Genomic DNA, 20,910 nt, shown 5'->3' on the forward strand with positions numbered 1-20,910 from the left:
CGTGGTATCACCATCAACACTTCTCACGTTGAATATGACACCCCGACTCGCCACTACGCACACGTAGACTGCCCGGGCCACGCCGACTATGTTAAAAACATGATCACCGGTGCTGCGCAGATGGACGGCGCGATCCTGGTTGTTGCTGCGACTGACGGCCCGATGCCGCAGACTCGTGAGCACATCCTGCTGGGTCGTCAGGTAGGCGTTCCGTACATCATCGTGTTCCTGAACAAATGCGACATGGTTGATGACGAAGAGCTGCTGGAACTGGTAGAAATGGAAGTTCGTGAACTTCTGTCTCAGTACGATTTCCCGGGCGACGACACTCCGATCGTTCGTGGTTCTGCTCTGAAAGCGCTGGAAGGCGAAGCAGAGTGGGAAGCGAAAATCATCGAACTGGCTGGCTTCCTGGATTCTTACATCCCAGAACCAGAGCGTGCGATTGACAAGCCGTTCCTGCTGCCTATCGAAGACGTATTCTCCATCTCCGGTCGTGGTACCGTTGTTACCGGTCGTGTAGAGCGCGGTATCATCAAAGTTGGTGAAGAAGTTGAAATCGTTGGTATCAAAGAGACTGCTAAGTCTACCTGTACTGGCGTTGAAATGTTCCGCAAACTGCTGGACGAAGGCCGTGCTGGTGAGAACGTTGGTGTTCTGCTGCGTGGTATCAAACGTGAAGAAATCGAACGTGGTCAGGTACTGGCTAAGCCGGGCTCTATCAAGCCGCACACCAAGTTCGAATCTGAAGTGTACATTCTGTCCAAAGACGAAGGCGGCCGTCATACTCCGTTCTTCAAAGGCTACCGTCCGCAGTTCTACTTCCGTACTACTGACGTGACTGGTACCATTGAACTGCCGGAAGGCGTAGAGATGGTAATGCCGGGCGACAACATCAAAATGGTTGTTACTCTGATCCACCCGATCGCGATGGACGACGGTCTGCGTTTCGCAATCCGTGAAGGCGGCCGTACTGTTGGTGCGGGCGTTGTTGCTAAAGTAATGAGCTAATTATTGATTAATTAGCTTTGAGCTTAAAAAGGGCGCTTCGGCGCCCTTTTTGCTGCCTGCAATTTAGTAGCTGTCATATTTATTCGCATTTTTTATTCATTCTCCCACCGCGTAAATAGCGCTGTGCTATTGTAATCATAACTATTCTCATTTACACTTTGCGCAGAAATTGAACGGGAGCGATCATGTACGTTTGTTTGTGTAATGCGATAAGTGATAAAAAAATACGTCAGGCTGTTCGCCAGTTTCACCCTCAGTCCTTTCAGCAATTACGTAAATTTATTCCTGTAGGAAATCAATGCGGTAAGTGCATTCGTGCTGCCCGTGAAGTCATGCAGGATGAATTAACGCAAATGCCAGAATTTAAAGAGATCGCCTAAGTCACACTCTTTTTTTTGACATCCCTGTAGCCCCATCTACGCTCTAAGAGTGGAAGCGGAGGGACTATAAAATGAAAGGTGATGTTAAAATCATAAATTATCTCAATAAACTATTGGGAAATGAGCTTGTCGCGATCAACCAGTATTTTCTCCATGCTCGTATGTTTAAAAACTGGGGACTGACTCGCCTCAATGATGTTGAGTACCATGAATCTATCGATGAGATGAAACACGCTGATAAATATATCGAGCGTATTTTATTCTTAGAAGGGCTCCCGAACTTGCAGGATCTTGGCAAGTTGGGTATTGGCGAAGACGTTGAAGAGATGCTGCAATCCGATCTTCGACTCGAGTTGGATGGGGCGAAAGATCTGCGTGAAGCCATTGCCTATGCCGATAGCGTTCATGATTATGTCAGCCGGGACATGATGATCGAGATCCTGACTGAAGAAGAAGGGCATATTGACTGGCTCGAAACTGAGCTGGACCTGATTGCAAAACTTGGCTTGCAAAATTATCTGCAATCGCAAATAAAAGTCAGTGACTAACCGCCCTGTATCAGATTTACCCAGCCAATAACGAAACCCGCAGCCGCCAGATATGGCCCAAAAGGCAGCGGGTTTTTTAGCATCTGTCTCCCGTAACGGACGCAAGAAATCCCGGTGAGACAACATGCCATGCCCGTGGCAAGTAAAACCAACAGTGGCAATGATTCCCAGCGATGCCATGCGCCCAGTGCGGCAAGAAATTTGACATCACCAAAGCCTAATCCTTCCTGTCGGCATATCAAACGATACCCCCAGTAGAACAAAGCAAATACCCCATAGCCCGCTACGGCACCCCAAAGCGCGTCGGATAACTGTGCAGGTCTGCAGCACTGATGATAAATAAGACCGCCCCACAAAAGAGGGCAGGTAAATTTGTCGGGCAGCAACCCGGTACGCAGGTCATGGACTAAGAGCAACCCTGATAGCGAAACATAAATCAGCAGAAAGGGGAGGTCGATGTACATGGGCAAATCTCATTTGGTAAAGAGTTTACCTTCGGGTAAGCCCGCCGGCCCTACAAGTCCCGGATGTGAGTTATGGATGCTCTCTTCCACGGAAAACGCGTTGCATCACAGGACATACAATCAGAGTGGAAGGAGGCCCGCATTTATGAACGAGTGATTAATTTCTACGCGGCACTTGCTTAAGACTGAGATTTACGTATAATGCGCGGGCTTGTCTAATATTGACAGCGGTTCGATATGAGCCACCGGTACTGCGAAAGCAATACCAGACAATGTTCCCAATCGGGGAACTCTGTAAGAACGGTTACACTCTCCCATCAATCGTAATGGGTTTGAGGAGTAACTATTTCGTCTATAAAATAATTGGAGCTCTGGTCTCATGCAGAACCAAAGAATCCGTATCCGTTTGAAAGCGTTTGATCATCGTCTGATCGATCAATCAACCGCGGAAATCGTCGAGACTGCCAAGCGCACTGGTGCGCAGGTTCGTGGTCCGATCCCGCTGCCGACCCGCAAAGAGCGTTTCACCGTTCTGATCTCCCCGCACGTCAACAAAGACGCGCGTGATCAGTACGAGATCCGTACTCACAAGCGTCTGGTTGACATCGTTGAGCCAACTGAAAAAACCGTTGATGCTCTGATGCGTCTGGACCTGGCTGCCGGTGTAGACGTGCAGATCAGCCTGGGTTAATCAGGTCATCGAGCGATTGAGAGGTTGATACAATGATTGGTTTAGTCGGTAAAAAAGTGGGTATGACCCGCATCTTCACTGAAGATGGCGTATCTATCCCAGTAACCGTTATCGAAGTTGAAGCAAACCGCGTTACTCAGGTTAAAGATCTGGCTAACGATGGCTATCGCGCTGTTCAGGTTACCACCGGTGCTAAAAAAGCTAACCGCGTAACTAAGCCGGAAGCTGGCCACTTTGCTAAAGCTGGCGTAGAAGCTGGCCGCGGCCTGTGGGAGTTCCGTCTGGCAGATGGTGAAGAATACACCGTTGGTCAGAACATTAGCGTTGAACTGTTTGCTGACGTTAAAAAAGTTGACGTAACCGGTACCTCTAAAGGTAAAGGTTTCGCTGGTACCGTTAAGCGCTGGAACTTCCGTACCCAGGACGCTACTCACGGTAACTCCTTGTCTCACCGCGTTCCGGGTTCTATCGGTCAGAACCAGACTCCGGGCAAAGTGTTCAAAGGCAAGAAAATGGCAGGTCAGCTGGGCAACGAACGTGTAACCGTTCAGAGCCTGGACGTAGTACGTGTTGACGCTGAGCGCAACCTGCTGCTGGTTAAAGGTGGTGTTCCGGGTGCGACCGGTTGCGACCTGATCGTTAAACCAGCTGTGAAGGCGTAAGGGGATAGCAATGGAATTAGTATTGAAAGACGCGCAGAGCGCGCTGACTGTTTCCGAAACTACCTTCGGTCGTGATTTCAACGAAGCGCTGGTTCACCAGGTTGTTGTTGCTTATGCAGCTGGTGCTCGTCAGGGTACTCGTGCTCAGAAGACTCGTGCTGAAGTAACTGGTTCAGGCAAAAAGCCGTGGCGCCAGAAAGGTACCGGCCGTGCGCGTTCAGGTTCTATCAAGAGCCCGATCTGGCGTTCAGGTGGCGTGACCTTCGCTGCTCGTCCACAGGACCACAGTCAAAAAGTTAACAAAAAGATGTACCGCGGCGCGCTGAAAAGCATTCTGTCCGAACTGGTACGTCAGGATCGTCTGATCGTTGTCGAATCATTCTCTGTAGAAGCGCCTAAAACTAAGCTGCTGGCACAGAAACTGAAAGACATGGCTCTGGAAGATGTGCTGATCATCACCGGTGAGCTGGACGAAAACCTGTTCCTGGCTGCGCGCAACCTGCACAAGGTTGACGTACGCGATGCAACTGGTATCGACCCGGTTAGCCTGATCGCCTTCGACAAAGTCGTAATGACTGCTGATGCTGTTAAGCAAGTTGAGGAGATGCTGGCATGATTCGTGAAGAACGTCTGCTGAAAGTGCTGCGCGCACCGCACGTTTCTGAAAAAGCGTCTACTGCGATGGAAAAAACTAACACCATCGTTCTCAAAGTTGCTAAAGACGCGACCAAAGCAGAAATCAAAGCTGCTGTGCAGAAACTGTTTGAAGTCGAAGTCGAAGTCGTTAACACCCTGGTAGTTAAAGGGAAAGTTAAACGTCACGGACAGCGTATCGGTCGTCGTAGCGACTGGAAAAAAGCTTACGTCACCCTGAAGGAAGGCCAGAATCTGGACTTCGTCGGCGGCGCTGAGTAAGTCGGAGGAGTAATACAATGGCAGTTGTTAAATGTAAACCGACATCTCCGGGTCGTCGCCACGTTGTTAAAGTGGTCAACCCAGAGCTGCACAAGGGCAAACCTTTTGCTCCGCTGGTTGAAAAAAACAGCAAATCCGGTGGTCGTAACAACAATGGCCGTATCACCACTCGTCACATCGGTGGTGGTCACAAGCAGGCTTATCGTATTGTTGACTTCAAACGCAACAAAGACGGTATCCCGGCAGTTGTTGAACGTCTTGAGTACGATCCGAACCGCTCCGCGAACATCGCGCTGGTTCTGTACAAAGACGGTGAACGCCGTTACATCCTGGCCCCTAAAGGCCTGAAAGCTGGCGACCAGATTCAGTCTGGCGTTGATGCTGCAATCAAAGCAGGTAACACCCTGCCGATGCGCAATATCCCGGTTGGTTCTACCGTTCATAACGTAGAAATGAAACCAGGTAAAGGCGGTCAGCTGGCACGTTCCGCTGGTACTTACGTTCAGATCGTTGCTCGTGATGGTGCTTATGTCACCCTGCGTCTGCGTTCTGGTGAAATGCGTAAAGTCGAAGCAGACTGCCGTGCAACTCTGGGCGAAGTTGGCAATGCTGAGCATATGCTGCGCGTTCTGGGTAAAGCAGGTGCTGCACGCTGGCGTGGTGTTCGTCCTACCGTTCGCGGTACTGCGATGAACCCAGTCGACCACCCACATGGTGGTGGTGAAGGTCGTAACTTTGGTAAGCACCCGGTAACTCCGTGGGGCGTTCAGACCAAAGGTAAGAAGACCCGCAGCAACAAGCGTACTGATAAATTCATCGTACGTCGCCGTAGCAAATAATTTTAGAGGATAAGCCATGCCACGTTCTCTCAAGAAAGGTCCTTTTATTGACCTGCACTTGCTGAAGAAGGTAGAGAAAGCGGTGGAAAGCGGAGACAAGAAGCCCCTGCGCACTTGGTCCCGTCGTTCAACGATCTTTCCTAACATGATCGGTTTGACCATCGCTGTCCATAATGGTCGTCAGCACGTTCCGGTATTTGTTTCCGACGAAATGGTCGGTCACAAACTGGGTGAATTCGCACCGACTCGTACTTATCGCGGCCATGCTGCTGATAAAAAAGCGAAGAAGAAATAAGGTAGGAGGAAGAGATGGAAACTTTAGCTCAACATCGCCATGCTCGTTCTTCTGCTCAGAAGGTTCGCCTTGTTGCAGACCTGATTCGCGGTAAGAAAGTGTCGCAGGCTCTGGATATTCTGACCTACACCAATAAGAAAGCGGCTGTACTGGTTAAGAAAGTCCTGGAATCTGCCATTGCTAACGCTGAACACAACGATGGCGCTGACATTGACGATCTGAAAGTTACGAAAATTTTCGTAGACGAAGGCCCGAGCATGAAGCGCATTATGCCGCGTGCAAAAGGTCGTGCAGATCGCATCCTGAAGCGCACCAGCCACATTACTGTGGTTGTGTCCGATCGCTGAGACTCTGGAGACTAGCAATGGGTCAGAAAGTACATCCTAATGGTATTCGCCTGGGTATTGTAAAACCATGGAACTCAACCTGGTTTGCGAACACCAAAGAATTCGCTGACAACCTGGACAGCGATTTTAAAGTACGTCAGTACCTGACTAAGGAACTGGCTAAAGCGTCTGTATCTCGTATCGTTATCGAGCGTCCGGCTAAGAGCATCCGTGTGACCATTCACACCGCTCGCCCGGGTATCGTTATCGGTAAGAAAGGCGAAGACGTAGAAAAACTGCGCAAAGTCGTAGCGGATATTGCTGGCGTTCCTGCTCAGATCAATATCGCCGAAGTGCGTAAGCCTGAACTGGACGCAAAATTGGTTGCTGACAGCATCACTTCTCAGCTGGAACGTCGCGTTATGTTCCGTCGTGCTATGAAGCGTGCTGTACAGAACGCAATGCGTCTGGGCGCTAAAGGTATCAAAGTTGAAGTTAGCGGCCGTCTGGGCGGCGCGGAAATCGCACGTACTGAATGGTACCGCGAAGGTCGCGTACCGCTGCACACTCTGCGTGCTGACATCGACTACAACACCTCTGAAGCGCACACCACTTACGGTGTAATCGGCGTTAAGGTATGGATCTTCAAAGGCGAGATCCTGGGTGGTATGGCTGCTGTTGAACAACCGGAAAAACCGGCTGCGCAACCTAAAAAGCAGCAGCGTAAAGGCCGTAAATAAGGAGCGTCGCTGATGTTACAACCAAAGCGTACAAAATTCCGTAAAATGCACAAAGGCCGTAACCGCGGTCTGGCTGCTGGCGCGGATGTTAGCTTCGGCAGCTTCGGTCTGAAAGCTGTTGGCCGTGGTCGTCTGACTGCCCGTCAGATCGAAGCAGCACGTCGTGCTATGACCCGTGCAGTTAAGCGTCAAGGTAAGATCTGGATCCGTGTATTCCCGGACAAACCGATCACTGAAAAGCCGCTGGCAGTGCGTATGGGTAAAGGTAAAGGTAACGTGGAGTATTGGGTTGCCTTGATTCAGCCGGGTAAAGTCCTGTATGAAATGGACGGCGTACCGGAAGAGCTGGCCCGTGAAGCATTCAAGCTGGCAGCAGCGAAACTGCCGATTAAAACCACCTTTGTAACTAAGACGGTGATGTAATGAAAGCAAAAGAGCTGCGTGAGAAGAGTGTTGAAGAGCTGAACACCGAGCTGCTGAATCTGCTGCGTGAGCAGTTCAACCTGCGTATGCAGGCTGCAAGTGGCCAGCTGCAACAGTCTCACCTGTTGAAGCAAGTGCGTCGTGACGTCGCACGCGTTAAGACTTTACTGACTGAGAAGGCGGGTGCGTAATGACCGATAAAATCCGTACTCTGCAAGGTCGCGTTGTTAGCGATAAAATGGAGAAATCCATCGTTGTTGCTATCGAACGTTTTGTGAAACACCCGATCTACGGTAAATTCATTAAGCGTACGACCAAACTGCACGTACATGACGAGAACAACGAATGCGGTACTGGTGACGTGGTTGAAATCCGCGAATGCCGTCCGCTGTCCAAGACTAAGTCCTGGACGCTGGTTCGCGTTGTAGAGAAAGCCGTTCTGTAATACAGTAGGCATTCTCAACGAATAAACGGCTCAGCGATGAGCCGTTTATTTTTTCTACCCATATCGTTGAAGCGGTGTTATAATGCCGCGCCCCCGATATGGGGCTTTTTTAACGACCTGATTTTCGGGTCTCAGTAGTAGTTGACATTAGCGGAGCACTAAAATGATCCAAGAACAGACTATGCTGAACGTCGCCGACAACTCCGGTGCACGTCGCGTAATGTGTATCAAGGTTCTGGGTGGCTCGCACCGTCGCTACGCAGGCGTCGGCGATATCATCAAGATCACCATCAAGGAAGCAATTCCGCGTGGTAAGGTCAAAAAAGGTGATGTGCTGAAGGCGGTAGTGGTGCGCACCAAGAAGGGTGTTCGTCGCCCGGACGGTTCTGTCATTCGCTTCGATGGTAATGCATGCGTTATTTTAAACAATAACAGCGAGCAACCTATCGGTACGCGTATTTTTGGGCCGGTAACTCGTGAACTTCGTAACGAGAAGTTCATGAAAATTATCTCTCTGGCACCAGAAGTACTCTAAGGAGCGAATCATGGCAGCGAAGATCCGTCGTGATGACGAAGTTATCGTGTTAACCGGTAAAGATAAAGGTAAACGCGGTAAAGTTAAGAATGTCCTGTCTTCCGGCAAGGTCATTGTTGAAGGTATCAACCTGGTTAAGAAACATCAGAAGCCGGTTCCGGCCCTGAACCAACCAGGCGGCATCGTAGAGAAAGAAGCAGCTATTCAGATCTCTAACCTTGCTATCTTCAACGCGGCAACCGGCAAGGCTGACCGTGTAGGCTTTAGATTCGAAGACGGCAAAAAAGTCCGTTTCTTCAAATCTAACAGCGAAACTATCAAGTAATTTGGAGTAGTACGATGGCGAAACTGCATGATTACTACAAAGACGAAGTAGTCGCTAAACTCATGACTGAGTTTAACTACAATTCTGTCATGCAAGTCCCTCGGGTCGAGAAGATCACCCTGAACATGGGTGTTGGTGAAGCGATCGCTGACAAGAAACTGCTGGATAACGCAGCAGCTGACCTGACAGCAATCTCCGGTCAAAAACCGCTGATCACCAAAGCACGCAAATCAGTTGCAGGCTTCAAAATCCGTCAGGGCTATCCGATCGGCTGTAAAGTAACTCTGCGTGGCGAACGCATGTGGGAGTTCTTTGAGCGCCTGATCACTATTGCTGTTCCACGTATCCGTGACTTCCGTGGCTTGTCCGCTAAGTCTTTCGACGGTCGTGGTAACTACAGCATGGGTGTCCGTGAGCAGATCATCTTCCCAGAAATCGACTACGATAAAGTCGACCGCGTGCGTGGTTTGGATATTACCATTACCACTACTGCGAAATCTGACGAAGAAGGCCGTGCTCTGCTGGCTGCCTTTGACTTCCCGTTCCGCAAGTAAGGTAGGGTTACTGAATGGCTAAGCAATCAATGAAAGCACGCGAAGTAAAGCGCGTAGCTTTAGCTGATAAGTACTTCGCAAAACGCGCTGAACTGAAAGCTATTATCTCTGATGTGAACGCGACCGACGAAGATCGTTGGAACGCAGTTCTCAAGCTGCAGTCTCTGCCGCGTGATTCCAGCCCGTCCCGTCAGCGTAACCGCTGCCGTCAAACAGGTCGTCCGCATGGCTATGTGGGCAAGTTCGGGTTGAGCCGTATCAAACTGCGTGAAGCCGCCATGCGCGGTGAAGTACCAGGCTTGAAAAAGGCTAGCTGGTAATTACCAATTGAATCACGGGAGTAAAGACAGATGAGCATGCAAGATCCGATCGCGGATATGCTGACCCGTATCCGTAACGGTCAGGCCGCGAATAAAGCTGCGGTCACCATGCCTTCCTCCAAGCTGAAAGTGGCAATTGCCAACGTGCTGAAGGAAGAAGGTTTTATTGAAGATTTTAAAGTTGAAGGCGACACCAAGCCGGAACTGGAACTTACTCTCAAGTATTTCCAGGGTAAAGCTGTTGTAGAAAGCATTCAGCGTGTCAGTCGCCCAGGTCTGCGCATTTATAAGCGTAAAGACGAGCTGCCGAAAGTTATGGCTGGCATGGGTATCGCAGTTGTTTCTACCTCTAAAGGTGTTATGACTGATCGTGCAGCGCGCCAGGCTGGTCTTGGTGGCGAAATTATCTGCTACGTAGCCTAATCGGAGGAAAAAATGTCTCGTGTTGCTAAAGCACCGGTCGTTATTCCTGCCGGCGTTGATGTAAAAATCAACGGTCAGGTTATTACGATCAAAGGTAAAAACGGCGAGCTGACTCGTACTCTCAACGATGCTGTTGCAGTAAATCATGCAGATAATGCACTGACCTTCGGTCCGCGTGATGGTTACGCAGATGGATGGGCTCAGGCTGGTACCGCGCGTGCCCTGCTGAATGCAATGGTTGTCGGTGTTACCGAAGGCTTCACTAAGAAGCTTCAGCTGGTTGGTGTAGGTTATCGTGCAGCGGTTAAAGGGAATGTAGTAAACCTGGCTTTAGGTTTCTCTCACCCAGTTGACCATCAGCTGCCTGCGGGAATCACTGCAGAATGTCCGTCTCAGACTGAAATCGTGCTGAAAGGCGCTGATAAACAGCTGATCGGTCAGGTTGCAGCAGATCTGCGCGCCTACCGTCGTCCTGAGCCTTATAAAGGCAAGGGTGTTCGTTACGCCGACGAAGTCGTGCGTACCAAAGAGGCTAAGAAGAAGTAAGGTAACACTATGGATAAGAAATCTGCTCGTATCCGTCGTGCGACCCGCGCACGCCGCAAGCTCCAGGAGCTGGGTGCAACTCGCCTGGTGGTACATCGTACCCCGCGTCATATTTACGCACAGGTAATTGCACCGAACGGTTCTGAAGTTCTGGTAGCTGCTTCTACTGTAGAAAAAGCTATCGCTGAACAATTGAAGTACACCGGTAACAAAGACGCTGCTGCAGCTGTAGGTAAAGCTGTTGCTGAACGCGCTCTGGAAAAAGGCATCAAAGATGTTTCTTTTGACCGTTCCGGGTTCCAATATCATGGTCGTGTCCAGGCACTGGCAGATGCTGCCCGTGAAGCTGGCCTTCAGTTCTAAGGTAGAGGTGTAAGATGGCTCACATCGAAAAACAAGCTGGCGAACTGCAGGAAAAGCTGATCGCGGTTAACCGCGTATCTAAAACCGTTAAAGGTGGTCGTATTTTCTCCTTCACAGCTCTGACTGTAGTTGGTGATGGTAACGGTCGCGTTGGTTTTGGTTACGGTAAAGCGCGTGAAGTTCCAGCAGCGATCCAGAAAGCGATGGAAAAAGCCCGTCGCAATATGATTAACGTCGCGCTGAACCACGGCACCCTGCAGCACCCGGTTAAGGGTACTCACACGGGTTCTCGTGTATTCATGCAGCCGGCTTCCGAAGGTACCGGTATCATCGCCGGTGGTGCAATGCGCGCCGTTCTGGAAGTCGCTGGAGTTCGTAACGTTCTGGCTAAAGCGTATGGTTCTACTAACCCGATTAACGTGGTTCGTGCAACTATCGATGGCCTGGAAAATATGAAATCTCCGGAAATGGTCGCTGCCAAGCGTGGTAAATCCGTTGAAGAAATTCTGGGGAAATAAACCATGGCAAAGACTATTAAAATTACTCAAACCCGCAGTGCAATCGGTCGTCTGCCGAAACACAAGGCAACGCTGCTTGGCCTGGGTCTGCGTCGTATTGGTCACACCGTAGAGCGCGAGGATACTCCTGCTGTTCGTGGTATGGTCAACGCGGTTTCCTTCATGGTTAAAGTTGAGGAGTAAGAGATGCGTTTAAATACTCTGTCTCCGGCCGAAGGCTCTAAAAAAGCGGCTCGCCGCCTGGGTCGTGGTATCGGTTCTGGCCTCGGTAAAACCGGTGGTCGTGGTCACAAAGGTCAGAAGTCTCGTTCTGGCGGTGGCGTACGTCGCGGTTTCGAGGGTGGTCAGATGCCTCTGTACCGTCGTCTGCCGAAATTCGGCTTCACTTCACGTAAAGCAGCGATTACAGCCGAAGTTCGTCTGTCTGACCTGGCTAAAGTTGAAGGCGGTGTTGTAGACCTGAACACGCTGAAAGCAGCTAACATTATCGGTATCCAGATCGAGTTCGCGAAAGTGATCCTGGCTGGTGAAGTCACTACTCCGGTAACTGTTCGTGGCCTGCGTGTTACTAAAGGCGCTCGTGCTGCTATCGAAGCTGCTGGCGGTAAAATCGAGGAATAAGTAGCAGATGGCTAAACAACCGGGATTAGATTTTCAAAGTGCCAAAGGTGGCTTAGGCGAGCTGAAACGCAGACTGCTGTTTGTAATCGGCGCGCTGATTGTGTTCCGTATTGGCTCTTTCATTCCGATCCCTGGTATTGATGCCGCTGTACTTGCCAAACTGCTTGAGCAACAGCGAGGCACCATCATTGAAATGTTTAACATGTTCTCTGGTGGTGCTCTCAGCCGTGCTTCTATCTTTGCTCTGGGGATCATGCCGTATATTTCGGCGTCGATCATTATCCAGCTGCTGACGGTGGTTCATCCAACGCTGGCAGAAATTAAGAAAGAAGGGGAGTCTGGTCGTCGTAAGATCAGCCAGTACACCCGCTACGGTACTCTGGTGCTGGCAATATTCCAGTCGATCGGTATTGCTACCGGTCTGCCGAATATGCCTGGTATGCAGGGCCTGGTGATGAACCCAGGCTTTGCATTCTATTTCACCGCTGTTGTAAGTCTGGTTACAGGGACGATGTTCCTGATGTGGTTGGGTGAACAGATTACTGAACGTGGTATCGGCAACGGTATCTCAATCATTATCTTCGCCGGTATTGTAGCGGGACTCCCGCCAGCCATTGCCCATACTATCGAGCAAGCGCGTCAAGGCGACCTGCACTTCCTCGTGTTGCTGTTGGTTGCAGTATTAGTATTCGCAGTGACGTTCTTTGTTGTATTTGTTGAGCGTGGTCAACGCCGCATTGTGGTAAACTACGCGAAACGTCAGCAAGGTCGTCGTGTCTATGCTGCACAGAGCACACATTTACCGCTGAAAGTGAATATGGCGGGGGTAATCCCGGCAATCTTCGCTTCCAGTATTATTCTGTTCCCGGCGACCATCGCGTCATGGTTCGGGGGCGGGACTGGTTGGAACTGGCTGACAACAATTTCGCTGTATTTGCAGCCTGGGCAACCGCTTTATGTGTTACTCTATGCGTCTGCAATCATATTCTTCTGTTTCTTCTACACGGCGTTGGTTTTCAACCCGCGTGAAACAGCAGATAACCTGAAGAAGTCCGGTGCATTTGTACCAGGAATTCGTCCGGGAGAGCAAACGGCGAAGTATATCGATAAAGTAATGACCCGCCTGACTTTGGTTGGTGCGCTCTACATTACCTTTATCTGCCTGATCCCGGAGTTCATGCGTGATGCAATGAAAGTACCGTTCTACTTCGGTGGGACCTCACTGCTTATCGTTGTTGTCGTGATTATGGACTTTATGGCTCAAGTGCAAACTCTGATGATGTCAAGTCAGTACGAGTCTGCATTGAAGAAGGCGAATCTGAAAGGCTACGGCCGTTAACAGTCGCCCGAGAAGTTACGGAGAGTAAAAATGAAAGTTCGTGCTTCCGTCAAGAAATTATGCCGTAACTGCAAAATCGTTAAGCGTGATGGTGTCATCCGTGTGATTTGCAGTGCCGAGCCGAAGCATAAACAGCGCCAAGGCTGATTTATTCGCATATTTTTCTTGCAAAGTTGGGTTGAGCTGGCTAGATTAGCCAGCCAATCTTTTGTATGTCTGTGCGTTTCCATTTGAGTATCCTGAAAACGGGCTTTTCAGCATGGTGCGTACATATTAAATAGTAGGAGTGCATAGTGGCCCGTATAGCAGGCATTAACATTCCTGATCAGAAACATGCTGTGATCGCATTAACTTCGATCTACGGCGTCGGCAAGACCCGTTCTAAAGCCATTCTGGCTGCCGCGGGTATCGCTGAAGATGTTAAGATCAGTGAGCTGTCTGAAGAACAAATCGACACGCTGCGTGACGAAGTTGCCAAATTTGTCGTTGAAGGTGATCTGCGCCGTGAAGTTAGCATGAGCATCAAGCGCCTTATGGACCTTGGTTGCTATCGCGGTTTGCGTCATCGTCGTGGTCTCCCGGTTCGCGGTCAGCGTACCAAGACCAACGCACGTACCCGTAAGGGTCCGCGCAAACCGATCAAGAAATAATCGGGGTGATTGAATAATGGCAAAGGCACCAATTCGTGCACGTAAACGTGTAAGAAAACAAGTCTCTGACGGCGTGGCTCATATCCATGCTTCTTTTAACAACACCATCGTTACCATTACTGATCGTCAGGGTAACGCACTGGGTTGGGCAACAGCCGGTGGTTCCGGTTTCCGTGGTTCTCGCAAATCCACTCCGTTTGCAGCTCAGGTTGCAGCAGAGCGTTGCGCTGAAGCCGTAAAAGAATACGGTATCAAGAATCTGGAAGTTATGGTCAAAGGACCGGGTCCAGGTCGCGAATCTACTGTTCGTGCTCTGAACGCCGCTGGTTTCCGCATCACTAATATTACTGATGTGACTCCGATCCCTCATAACGGTTGTCGTCCGCCGAAAAAACGTCGCGTATAACGCTGTCGTTTCTAGGATTGTTGGAGAAAGAAAATGGCAAGATATTTGGGTCCTAAGCTCAAGCTGAGCCGTCGTGAGGGCACTGACTTATTCCTTAAGTCTGGCGTTCGCGCGATCGATACCAAGTGTAAAATTGAACAAGCTCCTGGCCAGCACGGTGCGCGTAAACCGCGTCTGTCTGACTATGGTGTGCAGTTGCGTGAAAAGCAAAAAGTTCGCCGTATCTACGGTGTGCTGGAGCGTCAGTTCCGTAACTACTACAAAGAAGCAGCACGTCTGAAAGGCAACACCGGTGAAAACCTGTTGGGTCTGCTGGAAGGTCGTCTGGACAACGTTGTATACCGTATGGGCTTCGGTGCCACTCGTGCAGAAGCACGTCAGCTGGTCAGCCATAAAGCAATTATGGTAAACGGTCGTGTTGTTAACATCGCTTCTTATCAGGTTAGTCCGAATGACGTTGTTAGCATTCGTGAGAAAGCGAAGAAGCAGTCTCGCGTGAAAGCCGCTCTGGAGCTGGCTGAGCAGCGTGAAAAGCCAACCTGGCTGGAAGTTGATGCTGGCAAGATGGAAGGTACGTTCAAGCGTAAGCCGGAGCGTTCTGATCTGTCTGCGGACATTAACGAACACCTGATCGTCGAGCTTTACTCCAAGTAAAGCTTAGTACCAAAGAGAGGACACAATGCAGGGTTCTGTGACAGAGTTTCTAAAACCGCGCCTGGTAGATATCGAGCAAGTGAGTTCGACGCACGCCAAGGTGACCCTTGAGCCTTTAGAGCGTGGCTTTGGCCATACTTTGGGTAACGCACTGCGCCGTATTCTGCTCTCATCGATGCCGGGTTGCGCGGTGACCGAGGTTGAGATTGATGGTGTACTACATGAGTACAGCACCAAAGAAGGCGTTCAGGAAGATATCCTGGAAATCCTGCTCAACCTGAAAGGGCTGGCGGTGAGAGTTCAGGGTAAAGATGATGTTATTCTTACCTTGAATAAATCTGGCATTGGCCCTGTGACTGCAGCCGACATTACCCATGATGGTGATGTCGAAATCGTCAAGCCACAGCACGTGATCTGCCACCTGACCGATGAGAATGCATCTATTAGCATGCGTATCAAAGTTCAGCGCGGTCGTGGTTATGTGCCGGCTTCTACCCGAATTCATTCGGAAGAAGATGAGCGCCCAATCGGCCGTCTGCTGGTCGACGCATGCTACAGCCCTGTAGAGCGTATTGCCTACAATGTTGAAGCAGCGCGTGTAGAACAGCGTACCGACCTGGACAAGCTGGTCATCGAAATGGAAACCAACGGCACAATCGATCCTGAAGAGGCGATTCGTCGTGCGGCTACCATTCTGGCTGAACAACTGGAAGCTTTCGTTGATTTACGTGATGTACGTCAGCCGGAAGTTAAAGAAGAGAAACCAGAATTCGATCCGATCCTGCTGCGCCCTGTTGACGATCTGGAATTGACTGTCCGCTCTGCTAACTGCCTCAAAGCAGAAGCTATCCACTATATCGGTGATCTGGTACAGCGTACTGAGGTTGAGCTTCTTAAGACGCCTAACCTTGGTAAAAAATCTCTTACCGAGATTAAAGACGTGCTGGCTTCCCGTGGACTGTCTCTGGGCATGCGCCTGGAAAACTGGCCACCGGCAAGCATCGCTGACGAGTAACCGGATCACAGGTTAAGGTTTTACTGAGAAGGATAAGGTCATGCGCCATCGTAAGAGTGGTCGTCAACTGAACCGCAACAGCAGCCATCGCCAGGCTATGTTCCGCAATATGGCAGGTTCACTGGTTCGTCATGAAATCATCAAGACGACTCTGCCGAAAGCGAAAGAGCTGCGTCGCGTAGTTGAGCCGCTGATTACTCTTGCCAAGACTGATAGCGTAGCTAATCGTCGTCTGGCATTCGCCCGTACTCGTGATAACGAGATCGTGGCAAAACTGTTTAACGAACTGGGCCCGCGTTTCGCGAGCCGCGCCGGTGGTTACACTCGCATTCTGAAGTGTGGTTTCCGTGCAGGCGACAACGCGCCGATGGCATACATCGAGCTGGTTGATCGTTCAGAGAAAACAGAAGCTGCTGCAGAGTAATCTGTAGTAACGTAAAAAAACCCGCTTCGGCGGGTTTTTTTATATCCGTCATATCCCCACTTCTCTACAATATCTGTACTCTTTTTGTTCATCCCCTGGAGTGTTGTATGTGGTTACTGGACCAGTGGGCAGAGCGCCATATTATTGATGCGCAATCTAAAGGTGAGTTTGATGATTTACCGGGAACGGGTGAACCGCTGACTCTTGACGATGACTCCCATGTCCCGACTGAACTCCGAGCTGGATACCGTTTATTAAAAAATGCAGGTTGCCTTCCTCCTGAGCTCGAGCAACGCAGAGAAGCAATACAGCTGCTTGAAATACTCGCGGGGATCCGCAAAGATGATCCAAGTTATCCGGAGGTGAGCCGAAGACTGTCGCTGCTGGAACTTAAACTTCGGCAGGCTGGACTCAGCACCGAGTTTTTGCGCGGTGACTACGCAGATAAGCTGCTAAAAAAGATCAACGATGAATAGCGGAGAGAGCATGTACCGAATTGGTGAAATAGCGAAACTGGCTGACGTGACGCCAGATACTATCCGCTACTATGAAAAGCAGCAGATGATGGAGCATGAAGTGCGTACTGAAGGCGGATTTCGGCTCTATACAGAAAGCGATCTTCAGCGCCTGAAGTTTATTCGTTATGCCCGCCAGCTTGGTTTCACTCTGGAGTCGATCCGCGAATTGCTTTCGATCCGTGTTGATCCCGAACACCATACCTGTCAGGAATCAAAAGGGATCGTCCAGGAAAGACTGCAAGAAGTCGAAGCACGTATTGCCGAACTTCAGACGATGCAGCGGTCTCTGCAGCGATTGAATGATGCATGCTGCGGCAAGGCACACAGCAGCGTGTACTGCTCTATTCTTGAAGCTCTTGAGCAAGGCGCCAGTGGAACAACATCAGGCTGTTGATTTCTTGAACTGCCGGGTCTACACTCGCGGCGTAAATTACTACAAACTGGAGATATTATGAGTCGTTATCAGCACACCAAAGGGCAGATAAAGGACAACGCCATTGAGGCGCTTCTGCATGACCCACTGTTCAGACAGCGCGTTGAGAAAAATAAGAAAGGGAAAGGAAGTTATCTACGTAAAGGCAAACATGGCAATCGGGGTAACTGGGAGGCCAGTGGCAAGAAAGTAATTAACTTTTTTACCACTGGCCTTCTTGTTTCAGTGAGTGTTTAAGAGCGGTTATTCTGTTCTTTCAGCAGGTCACGAATTTCACTCAGTAATACTTCTTCTTTCGATGGAGCTGGCGGTGCTGCTGGCTCCTCCGCTTTTTTACGGTTCAGTTTGTTGATCAGTTTGATTGCCATAAAGATAGCAAACGCAACAATAATGAAATCGAAGACATTCTGAATAAATACACCGTAATGCATGACCACGGCAGGGATGTCTCCCTGTGCATCACGTAGCGTTAAAGCAAACTGTTTAAAATCAATCCCACCAATTAACAACCCCAGTGGCGGCATGATGATATCGGCAACCAGTGATGAAACAATCTTACCGAATGCCGCACCAATAATGACACCCACTGCCAAATCGACAACATTCCCGCGCATCGCGAATTCGCGAAACTCTTTAATAATGCTCATTTTATTCTCCCTATGCAGCTGACGTTTATAAGTTTAACAAATGTTTAGGCAATTTCCATTTATGTATTGCCGAAAGGAAAATTTATTAGACCATGAAATATAAAGGGAAATAAAAAGGGCGCTGTATTAGCGCCCAAATTATTACAGGAAGAAAGGACTTGGCTGGAATAGTCTCTCGACGTCGGTAATAAACTTTTTATCTGTCAGGAACATAATTACGTGATCGCCCTGCTCAATGCGCAGGTTATCGTTGGCAATCATCACATCATTACCACGCACAACGGCGCCAATAATGGTTCCAGGGGGAAGTTTAATTTCATCAATTGAACGCCCCACAACCCGAGATGTTGTTTCATCCCCGTGTGCGACGGCTTCAATGGCTTCCGCGACGCCACGGCGTAGTGAAGAAACACCGACAATGTCAGCTTTACGTACGTGACTGAGCAGCGCGGAGATGGTCGCCTGCTGCGGTGAAATAGCAATATCGATCACGCTACCTTGCACCAGATCGACGTATGCTCTGCGTTGGATTAACACCATCACTTTCTTGGCACCCATCCGTTTGGCAAGCATCGCCGACATGATATTCGCTTCATCATCGTTGGTCACTGCGATGAACAGATCTACCTGATCGATATGTTCTTCGGCCAGTAACTCTTGATCCGAAGCATCACCAAAAAAGACGATCGTATTTTGCAGTTTCTCTGCAAGTTCGGATGCTCGCTGTTGATTACGTTCGATCAGTTTGACGCTGTAATCTTTTTCCAGACGACGAGCAAGACCCGCTCCGATATTACCGCCGCCTACTAACATAATGCGTTTGTACGGTTTTTCCAGACGTTGCAGTTCACTCATTACGGCGCGAATATGCTGTGATGCCGCAATAAAGAAGACTTCATCACCCGCTTCAACGATCGTAGAACCTTGTGGACGGATTGGTCGGTCATGACGGAAAATCGCCGCAACGCGGGTATCGATGTGCGGCATATGTTCACGCATTGTTGACAGCGCATTACCGATAAGCGGCCCGCCGTAATAGGCTTTTACTACTGCCAGACTGACTTTACCTTCGGCAAAATTCACCACCTGTAATGCACCCGGATATTCAATCAGTCGATAAATGCTATCGATAACCAGTTGCTCCGGCGCAATCAGGTGATCGATAGGTACCGCATCGGATTGGAATAGCTTGTCCGCATCACGAACATAATCCGGTGAACGAATACGGGCGATGCGATTAGGCGTATTAAACAGTGAATAAGCTACCTGGCAGGCAACCATATTTGTTTCATCTGAGCTGGTTACGGCAACCAGCATATCGGCATCGTCGGCCCCAGCTTCACGCAGTACGCGAGGATGTGAACCGTGCCCTTGCACGACGCGGAGATCAAACTTGTCCTGCAGGCTGCGCAGACGTTCACCATTGGTATCGACTACCGTGATATCGTTGTTCTCTCCGACCAGGTTTTCAGCCAGCGTACCGCCAACTTGCCCTGCGCCCAGAATGATAATTTTCATCAGTCGCGACCCGTTATCTCATCACTTTTTGATTAGCTTAGCGTAAAAGAAGCCATCGCCATCTTCCGCACCCGGTAAATTCTGACGTCCGGGTTTTTCCGGCGTACCGGTTTCGCTTAATACCGCATCCGGCGTGCGTGCCAGGAAGGCGGTAATTTGCTGCTGGTTTTCTTCTGGCAGGATAGAGCACGTTGCATAAACCAGCGTGCCGCCAGGTTTAAGATGTAACCAGGTTGCATTCAGGATCTCGGCCTGCAGCTGCGCAAGTTCGGCAATATCCCGGTCGCGACGCAGCCATTTGATGTCTGGATGGCGACGAATAACGCCGGTGGCAGAACACGGAGCATCCAGCAAAATACGGTCAAACTGTTGTTCGCCACACCATTGTTGTGGATATCGACCATCACCCTGTTTTACGGTTGCCTTCATGCCCAGACGTTTCAGATTGTCGTAAACGCGCGATAAGCGTTTTTCATCCACATCGACGGCCATGACGTTAGCTTGCGGAGCAACTTCCAGAATGTGCGTCGTTTTACCGCCCGGCGCGCAGCACAGGTCGAGGATCTGTTCACCGTTCTCCGGCAACAGATAAGTTACACATCCTTGAGCTGAAGCATCCTGGACGGTTACCCAGCCTTCATCAAAGCCTGGGAGGGCGTGTACAGGAGCCGGCGTTTCCAGACGCACTGCATCCGGATAATCCGGATGTGGGAAGCCGGTTAATCCTGCTTCGCTAAGCAGGTCCAGCCAGGCGTCGCGCGTATGGTGGTTACGATTGACACGCAGCCACATCGGTGGTCGCTGATTATTGGCTTCAAGAATAGCTTCCCACTGCTGCGGATAAGCGGCCTTAATACGTTTCACCAGCCAGGAAGGGTGTAAGAAACGTAAATCGCTTTGCGCGAACTCGGCCAGCAGTTCATCCTGACGGCGTTGAAACTGGCGCAACACGCCGTTGATCAACCCTTTAAGCTGCGGACGCTTTATGACAACCGCACCTTCAACAGTCTCAGCCAGCGCAGCGTGCGGTGGAATACGGGTATGCAGCAGTTGGTAGAAGCCCACCATGATCAGATAGTGAACGGTACGCTGTTTACCCGTCATTGGACGTTCCATCAACTGCTGGATCATCCACTCCAGTTGGGAGAGAGTGCGCAATACGCCGAAGCAAAGTTCCTGCAACAGCGCTTTGTCTTTATCAGCAACTTTTTGCTGCATGGCAGGCAGCACGTTGCTTAATGACTGTCCTTTTTCGACAACCTGTTCGACGGCCTGGGCCGCCATACTGCGTAAATTAAGATGTTTTTTCATAAGCGCAAAAATAAAAATGCCCGGAAACACCGGGCTTAAAGAGATGAACCG

General features: G+C 50.1%; 38 protein-coding genes. 34 read left to right on the forward strand and 4 right to left on the reverse strand.

What is annotated here, in order from left to right; translation table 11 throughout:
- From tuf to bfr, 3 genes are all read left to right on the forward strand, one after another.
- The coding region (tuf, locus tag OGV98_RS13615) for an elongation factor Tu (protein WP_127674166.1) at nt 1-1,011 on the forward strand (1,011 nt) is incomplete at its 5' end.
- Between the two features lie 185 nt (nt 1,012-1,196).
- Nucleotides 1,197-1,391, forward strand: coding sequence for a bacterioferritin-associated ferredoxin (bfd, locus tag OGV98_RS13620; RefSeq protein ID WP_003031111.1), 195 nt, complete (start codon nt 1,197-1,199; stop codon nt 1,389-1,391).
- Between the two features lie 71 nt (nt 1,392-1,462).
- Nucleotides 1,463-1,939 (forward strand): bacterioferritin, encoded by a 477-nt coding sequence (gene bfr, locus OGV98_RS13625; protein ID WP_003031113.1) that lies wholly within the window; start codon nt 1,463-1,465, stop codon nt 1,937-1,939.
- Here bfr and OGV98_RS13630 read toward each other — a convergent pair.
- Nucleotides 1,936-2,403 carry a prepilin peptidase gene (locus tag OGV98_RS13630; protein ID WP_049002893.1) on the reverse strand — a complete coding sequence of 156 codons (468 nt, stop codon included), beginning with the start codon at nt 2,401-2,403 and terminating at the stop codon, nt 1,936-1,938. The two genes, bfr and OGV98_RS13630, sit on opposite strands and share 4 nt — an antisense overlap.
- A 379-nt stretch (nt 2,404-2,782) precedes the next feature.
- Here OGV98_RS13630 and rpsJ point away from each other — a divergent pair, with 379 nt between their 5' ends.
- The 31 genes from rpsJ (at nt 2,783) to arfA (ending at nt 17,620) form a co-directional block, all read left to right on the forward strand.
- Nucleotides 2,783-3,094, forward strand: coding sequence for a 30S ribosomal protein S10 (rpsJ, locus tag OGV98_RS13635; protein ID WP_001181005.1), 312 nt, complete (start codon nt 2,783-2,785; stop codon nt 3,092-3,094).
- 32 nt (nt 3,095-3,126) lie between these two features.
- Complete coding sequence (rplC, locus tag OGV98_RS13640; protein ID WP_003031117.1) at nt 3,127-3,756, forward strand: 50S ribosomal protein L3; 630 nt, start codon at nt 3,127-3,129, stop codon at nt 3,754-3,756.
- A gap of 10 nt (nt 3,757-3,766) precedes the next feature.
- A complete protein-coding gene (gene rplD, locus OGV98_RS13645) occupies nt 3,767-4,372 on the forward strand; it encodes a 50S ribosomal protein L4 (protein ID WP_003031119.1) in 606 nt (201 codons plus the stop codon).
- Nucleotides 4,369-4,671, forward strand: a complete 303-nt coding sequence (gene rplW, locus OGV98_RS13650) for a 50S ribosomal protein L23 (RefSeq protein WP_000617546.1) — start codon at nt 4,369-4,371, stop codon at nt 4,669-4,671. The genes rplD and rplW overlap by 4 nt, the downstream gene beginning before the upstream one ends.
- Before the next feature lie 17 nt (nt 4,672-4,688).
- Entirely contained in the window at nt 4,689-5,510 is an 822-nt protein-coding gene (gene rplB, locus OGV98_RS13655) for a 50S ribosomal protein L2 (protein ID WP_000301869.1), read from the forward strand.
- Between the two features lie 16 nt (nt 5,511-5,526).
- Nucleotides 5,527-5,805 carry a 30S ribosomal protein S19 gene (gene rpsS, locus OGV98_RS13660; RefSeq protein WP_001138115.1) on the forward strand — a complete coding sequence of 93 codons (279 nt, stop codon included), beginning with the start codon at nt 5,527-5,529 and terminating at the stop codon, nt 5,803-5,805.
- A 14-nt stretch (nt 5,806-5,819) separates the two neighbouring features.
- Entirely contained in the window at nt 5,820-6,152 is a 333-nt protein-coding gene (gene rplV, locus OGV98_RS13665) for a 50S ribosomal protein L22 (RefSeq protein WP_000448832.1), read from the forward strand.
- Nucleotides 6,153-6,169: 17 nt separating this feature from the next.
- On the forward strand, nt 6,170-6,871 hold the full coding sequence (gene rpsC, locus OGV98_RS13670) for a 30S ribosomal protein S3 (protein ID WP_000529945.1): 702 nt from the start codon (nt 6,170-6,172) through the stop codon (nt 6,869-6,871).
- Nucleotides 6,872-6,883: 12 nt separating this feature from the next.
- Nucleotides 6,884-7,294, forward strand: a complete 411-nt coding sequence (gene rplP, locus OGV98_RS13675) for a 50S ribosomal protein L16 (RefSeq protein WP_000941208.1) — start codon at nt 6,884-6,886, stop codon at nt 7,292-7,294.
- Nucleotides 7,294-7,485: a 50S ribosomal protein L29 gene (gene rpmC, locus OGV98_RS13680; RefSeq protein ID WP_000644742.1), complete on the forward strand. Its 192-nt coding sequence runs from the start codon at nt 7,294-7,296 to the stop codon at nt 7,483-7,485. The genes rplP and rpmC overlap by 1 nt, the downstream gene beginning before the upstream one ends.
- On the forward strand, nt 7,485-7,739 hold the full coding sequence (rpsQ, locus tag OGV98_RS13685) for a 30S ribosomal protein S17 (RefSeq protein WP_003031120.1): 255 nt from the start codon (nt 7,485-7,487) through the stop codon (nt 7,737-7,739). The genes rpmC and rpsQ overlap by 1 nt, the downstream gene beginning before the upstream one ends.
- A 163-nt stretch (nt 7,740-7,902) precedes the next feature.
- Nucleotides 7,903-8,274, forward strand: a complete 372-nt coding sequence (rplN, locus tag OGV98_RS13690; protein ID WP_000613954.1) for a 50S ribosomal protein L14 — start codon at nt 7,903-7,905, stop codon at nt 8,272-8,274.
- A gap of 10 nt (nt 8,275-8,284) precedes the next feature.
- A complete protein-coding gene (rplX, locus tag OGV98_RS13695) occupies nt 8,285-8,599 on the forward strand; it encodes a 50S ribosomal protein L24 (protein WP_003031122.1) in 315 nt (104 codons plus the stop codon).
- Nucleotides 8,600-8,613: 14 nt separating this feature from the next.
- Nucleotides 8,614-9,153 (forward strand): 50S ribosomal protein L5, encoded by a 540-nt coding sequence (gene rplE, locus OGV98_RS13700; RefSeq protein WP_003031123.1) that lies wholly within the window; start codon nt 8,614-8,616, stop codon nt 9,151-9,153.
- A 14-nt stretch (nt 9,154-9,167) separates the two neighbouring features.
- Nucleotides 9,168-9,473, forward strand: coding sequence for a 30S ribosomal protein S14 (rpsN, locus tag OGV98_RS13705; protein WP_003031125.1), 306 nt, complete (start codon nt 9,168-9,170; stop codon nt 9,471-9,473).
- 30 nt (nt 9,474-9,503) lie between these two features.
- The gene (rpsH, locus tag OGV98_RS13710; RefSeq protein ID WP_003031127.1) at nt 9,504-9,896 is read left to right on the forward strand and encodes a 30S ribosomal protein S8; all 393 of its coding nucleotides are present in this window, start codon (nt 9,504-9,506) and stop codon (nt 9,894-9,896) included.
- 12 nt (nt 9,897-9,908) lie between these two features.
- Complete coding sequence (rplF, locus tag OGV98_RS13715) at nt 9,909-10,442, forward strand: 50S ribosomal protein L6 (protein WP_003031129.1); 534 nt, start codon at nt 9,909-9,911, stop codon at nt 10,440-10,442.
- Between the two features lie 9 nt (nt 10,443-10,451).
- Nucleotides 10,452-10,805 (forward strand): 50S ribosomal protein L18, encoded by a 354-nt coding sequence (gene rplR, locus OGV98_RS13720; protein ID WP_000358960.1) that lies wholly within the window; start codon nt 10,452-10,454, stop codon nt 10,803-10,805.
- A gap of 14 nt (nt 10,806-10,819) precedes the next feature.
- The gene (gene rpsE, locus OGV98_RS13725; protein WP_003031131.1) at nt 10,820-11,323 is read left to right on the forward strand and encodes a 30S ribosomal protein S5; all 504 of its coding nucleotides are present in this window, start codon (nt 10,820-10,822) and stop codon (nt 11,321-11,323) included.
- A 3-nt stretch (nt 11,324-11,326) separates the two neighbouring features.
- The gene (gene rpmD, locus OGV98_RS13730; RefSeq protein WP_001140434.1) at nt 11,327-11,506 is read left to right on the forward strand and encodes a 50S ribosomal protein L30; all 180 of its coding nucleotides are present in this window, start codon (nt 11,327-11,329) and stop codon (nt 11,504-11,506) included.
- A 3-nt stretch (nt 11,507-11,509) separates the two neighbouring features.
- Nucleotides 11,510-11,944: a 50S ribosomal protein L15 gene (gene rplO / locus OGV98_RS13735; RefSeq protein ID WP_003031132.1), complete on the forward strand. Its 435-nt coding sequence runs from the start codon at nt 11,510-11,512 to the stop codon at nt 11,942-11,944.
- Nucleotides 11,945-11,951: 7 nt separating this feature from the next.
- Nucleotides 11,952-13,283, forward strand: coding sequence for a preprotein translocase subunit SecY (secY, locus tag OGV98_RS13740; RefSeq protein ID WP_001118864.1), 1,332 nt, complete (start codon nt 11,952-11,954; stop codon nt 13,281-13,283).
- 30 nt (nt 13,284-13,313) lie between these two features.
- On the forward strand, nt 13,314-13,430 hold the full coding sequence (rpmJ, locus tag OGV98_RS13745; protein ID WP_000868187.1) for a 50S ribosomal protein L36: 117 nt from the start codon (nt 13,314-13,316) through the stop codon (nt 13,428-13,430).
- Between the two features lie 146 nt (nt 13,431-13,576).
- Nucleotides 13,577-13,933 carry a 30S ribosomal protein S13 gene (rpsM, locus tag OGV98_RS13750; protein WP_003031135.1) on the forward strand — a complete coding sequence of 119 codons (357 nt, stop codon included), beginning with the start codon at nt 13,577-13,579 and terminating at the stop codon, nt 13,931-13,933.
- 16 nt (nt 13,934-13,949) lie between these two features.
- Complete coding sequence (gene rpsK / locus OGV98_RS13755; protein WP_003031137.1) at nt 13,950-14,339, forward strand: 30S ribosomal protein S11; 390 nt, start codon at nt 13,950-13,952, stop codon at nt 14,337-14,339.
- A gap of 33 nt (nt 14,340-14,372) precedes the next feature.
- The gene (gene rpsD / locus OGV98_RS13760) at nt 14,373-14,993 is read left to right on the forward strand and encodes a 30S ribosomal protein S4 (protein ID WP_003031138.1); all 621 of its coding nucleotides are present in this window, start codon (nt 14,373-14,375) and stop codon (nt 14,991-14,993) included.
- Between the two features lie 25 nt (nt 14,994-15,018).
- Nucleotides 15,019-16,008: a DNA-directed RNA polymerase subunit alpha gene (locus OGV98_RS13765; protein ID WP_003031139.1), complete on the forward strand. Its 990-nt coding sequence runs from the start codon at nt 15,019-15,021 to the stop codon at nt 16,006-16,008.
- A gap of 40 nt (nt 16,009-16,048) precedes the next feature.
- Complete coding sequence (gene rplQ / locus OGV98_RS13770; RefSeq protein WP_001216370.1) at nt 16,049-16,432, forward strand: 50S ribosomal protein L17; 384 nt, start codon at nt 16,049-16,051, stop codon at nt 16,430-16,432.
- A gap of 107 nt (nt 16,433-16,539) precedes the next feature.
- Entirely contained in the window at nt 16,540-16,908 is a 369-nt protein-coding gene (locus OGV98_RS13775; protein WP_016151084.1) for a DnaJ family domain-containing protein, read from the forward strand.
- Between the two features lie 10 nt (nt 16,909-16,918).
- On the forward strand, nt 16,919-17,344 hold the full coding sequence (gene zntR, locus OGV98_RS13780) for a Zn(2+)-responsive transcriptional regulator (RefSeq protein ID WP_003031145.1): 426 nt from the start codon (nt 16,919-16,921) through the stop codon (nt 17,342-17,344).
- Nucleotides 17,345-17,401: 57 nt separating this feature from the next.
- A complete protein-coding gene (gene arfA, locus OGV98_RS13785; RefSeq protein WP_003031148.1) occupies nt 17,402-17,620 on the forward strand; it encodes an alternative ribosome-rescue factor ArfA in 219 nt (72 codons plus the stop codon).
- On the opposite strand, the gene mscL is transcribed toward arfA, so the two are convergent.
- From mscL to rsmB, 3 genes are all read right to left on the reverse strand, one after another.
- Nucleotides 17,617-18,030 carry a large-conductance mechanosensitive channel protein MscL gene (mscL, locus tag OGV98_RS13790; RefSeq protein ID WP_003031152.1) on the reverse strand — a complete coding sequence of 138 codons (414 nt, stop codon included), beginning with the start codon at nt 18,028-18,030 and terminating at the stop codon, nt 17,617-17,619. The two genes, arfA and mscL, sit on opposite strands and share 4 nt — an antisense overlap.
- Before the next feature lie 141 nt (nt 18,031-18,171).
- Nucleotides 18,172-19,548, reverse strand: a complete 1,377-nt coding sequence (gene trkA / locus OGV98_RS13795; protein ID WP_003031153.1) for a Trk system potassium transporter TrkA — start codon at nt 19,546-19,548, stop codon at nt 18,172-18,174.
- 21 nt (nt 19,549-19,569) lie between these two features.
- Nucleotides 19,570-20,859: a 16S rRNA (cytosine(967)-C(5))-methyltransferase RsmB gene (gene rsmB, locus OGV98_RS13800; RefSeq protein WP_086529987.1), complete on the reverse strand. Its 1,290-nt coding sequence runs from the start codon at nt 20,857-20,859 to the stop codon at nt 19,570-19,572.
- Between the last annotated feature and the right edge of the window lie 51 nt (nt 20,860-20,910).

The organism is Citrobacter sp. Cf136 (assembly GCF_030333815.1).
Lineage (GTDB): Bacteria > Pseudomonadota > Gammaproteobacteria > Enterobacterales > Enterobacteriaceae > Citrobacter > Citrobacter freundii.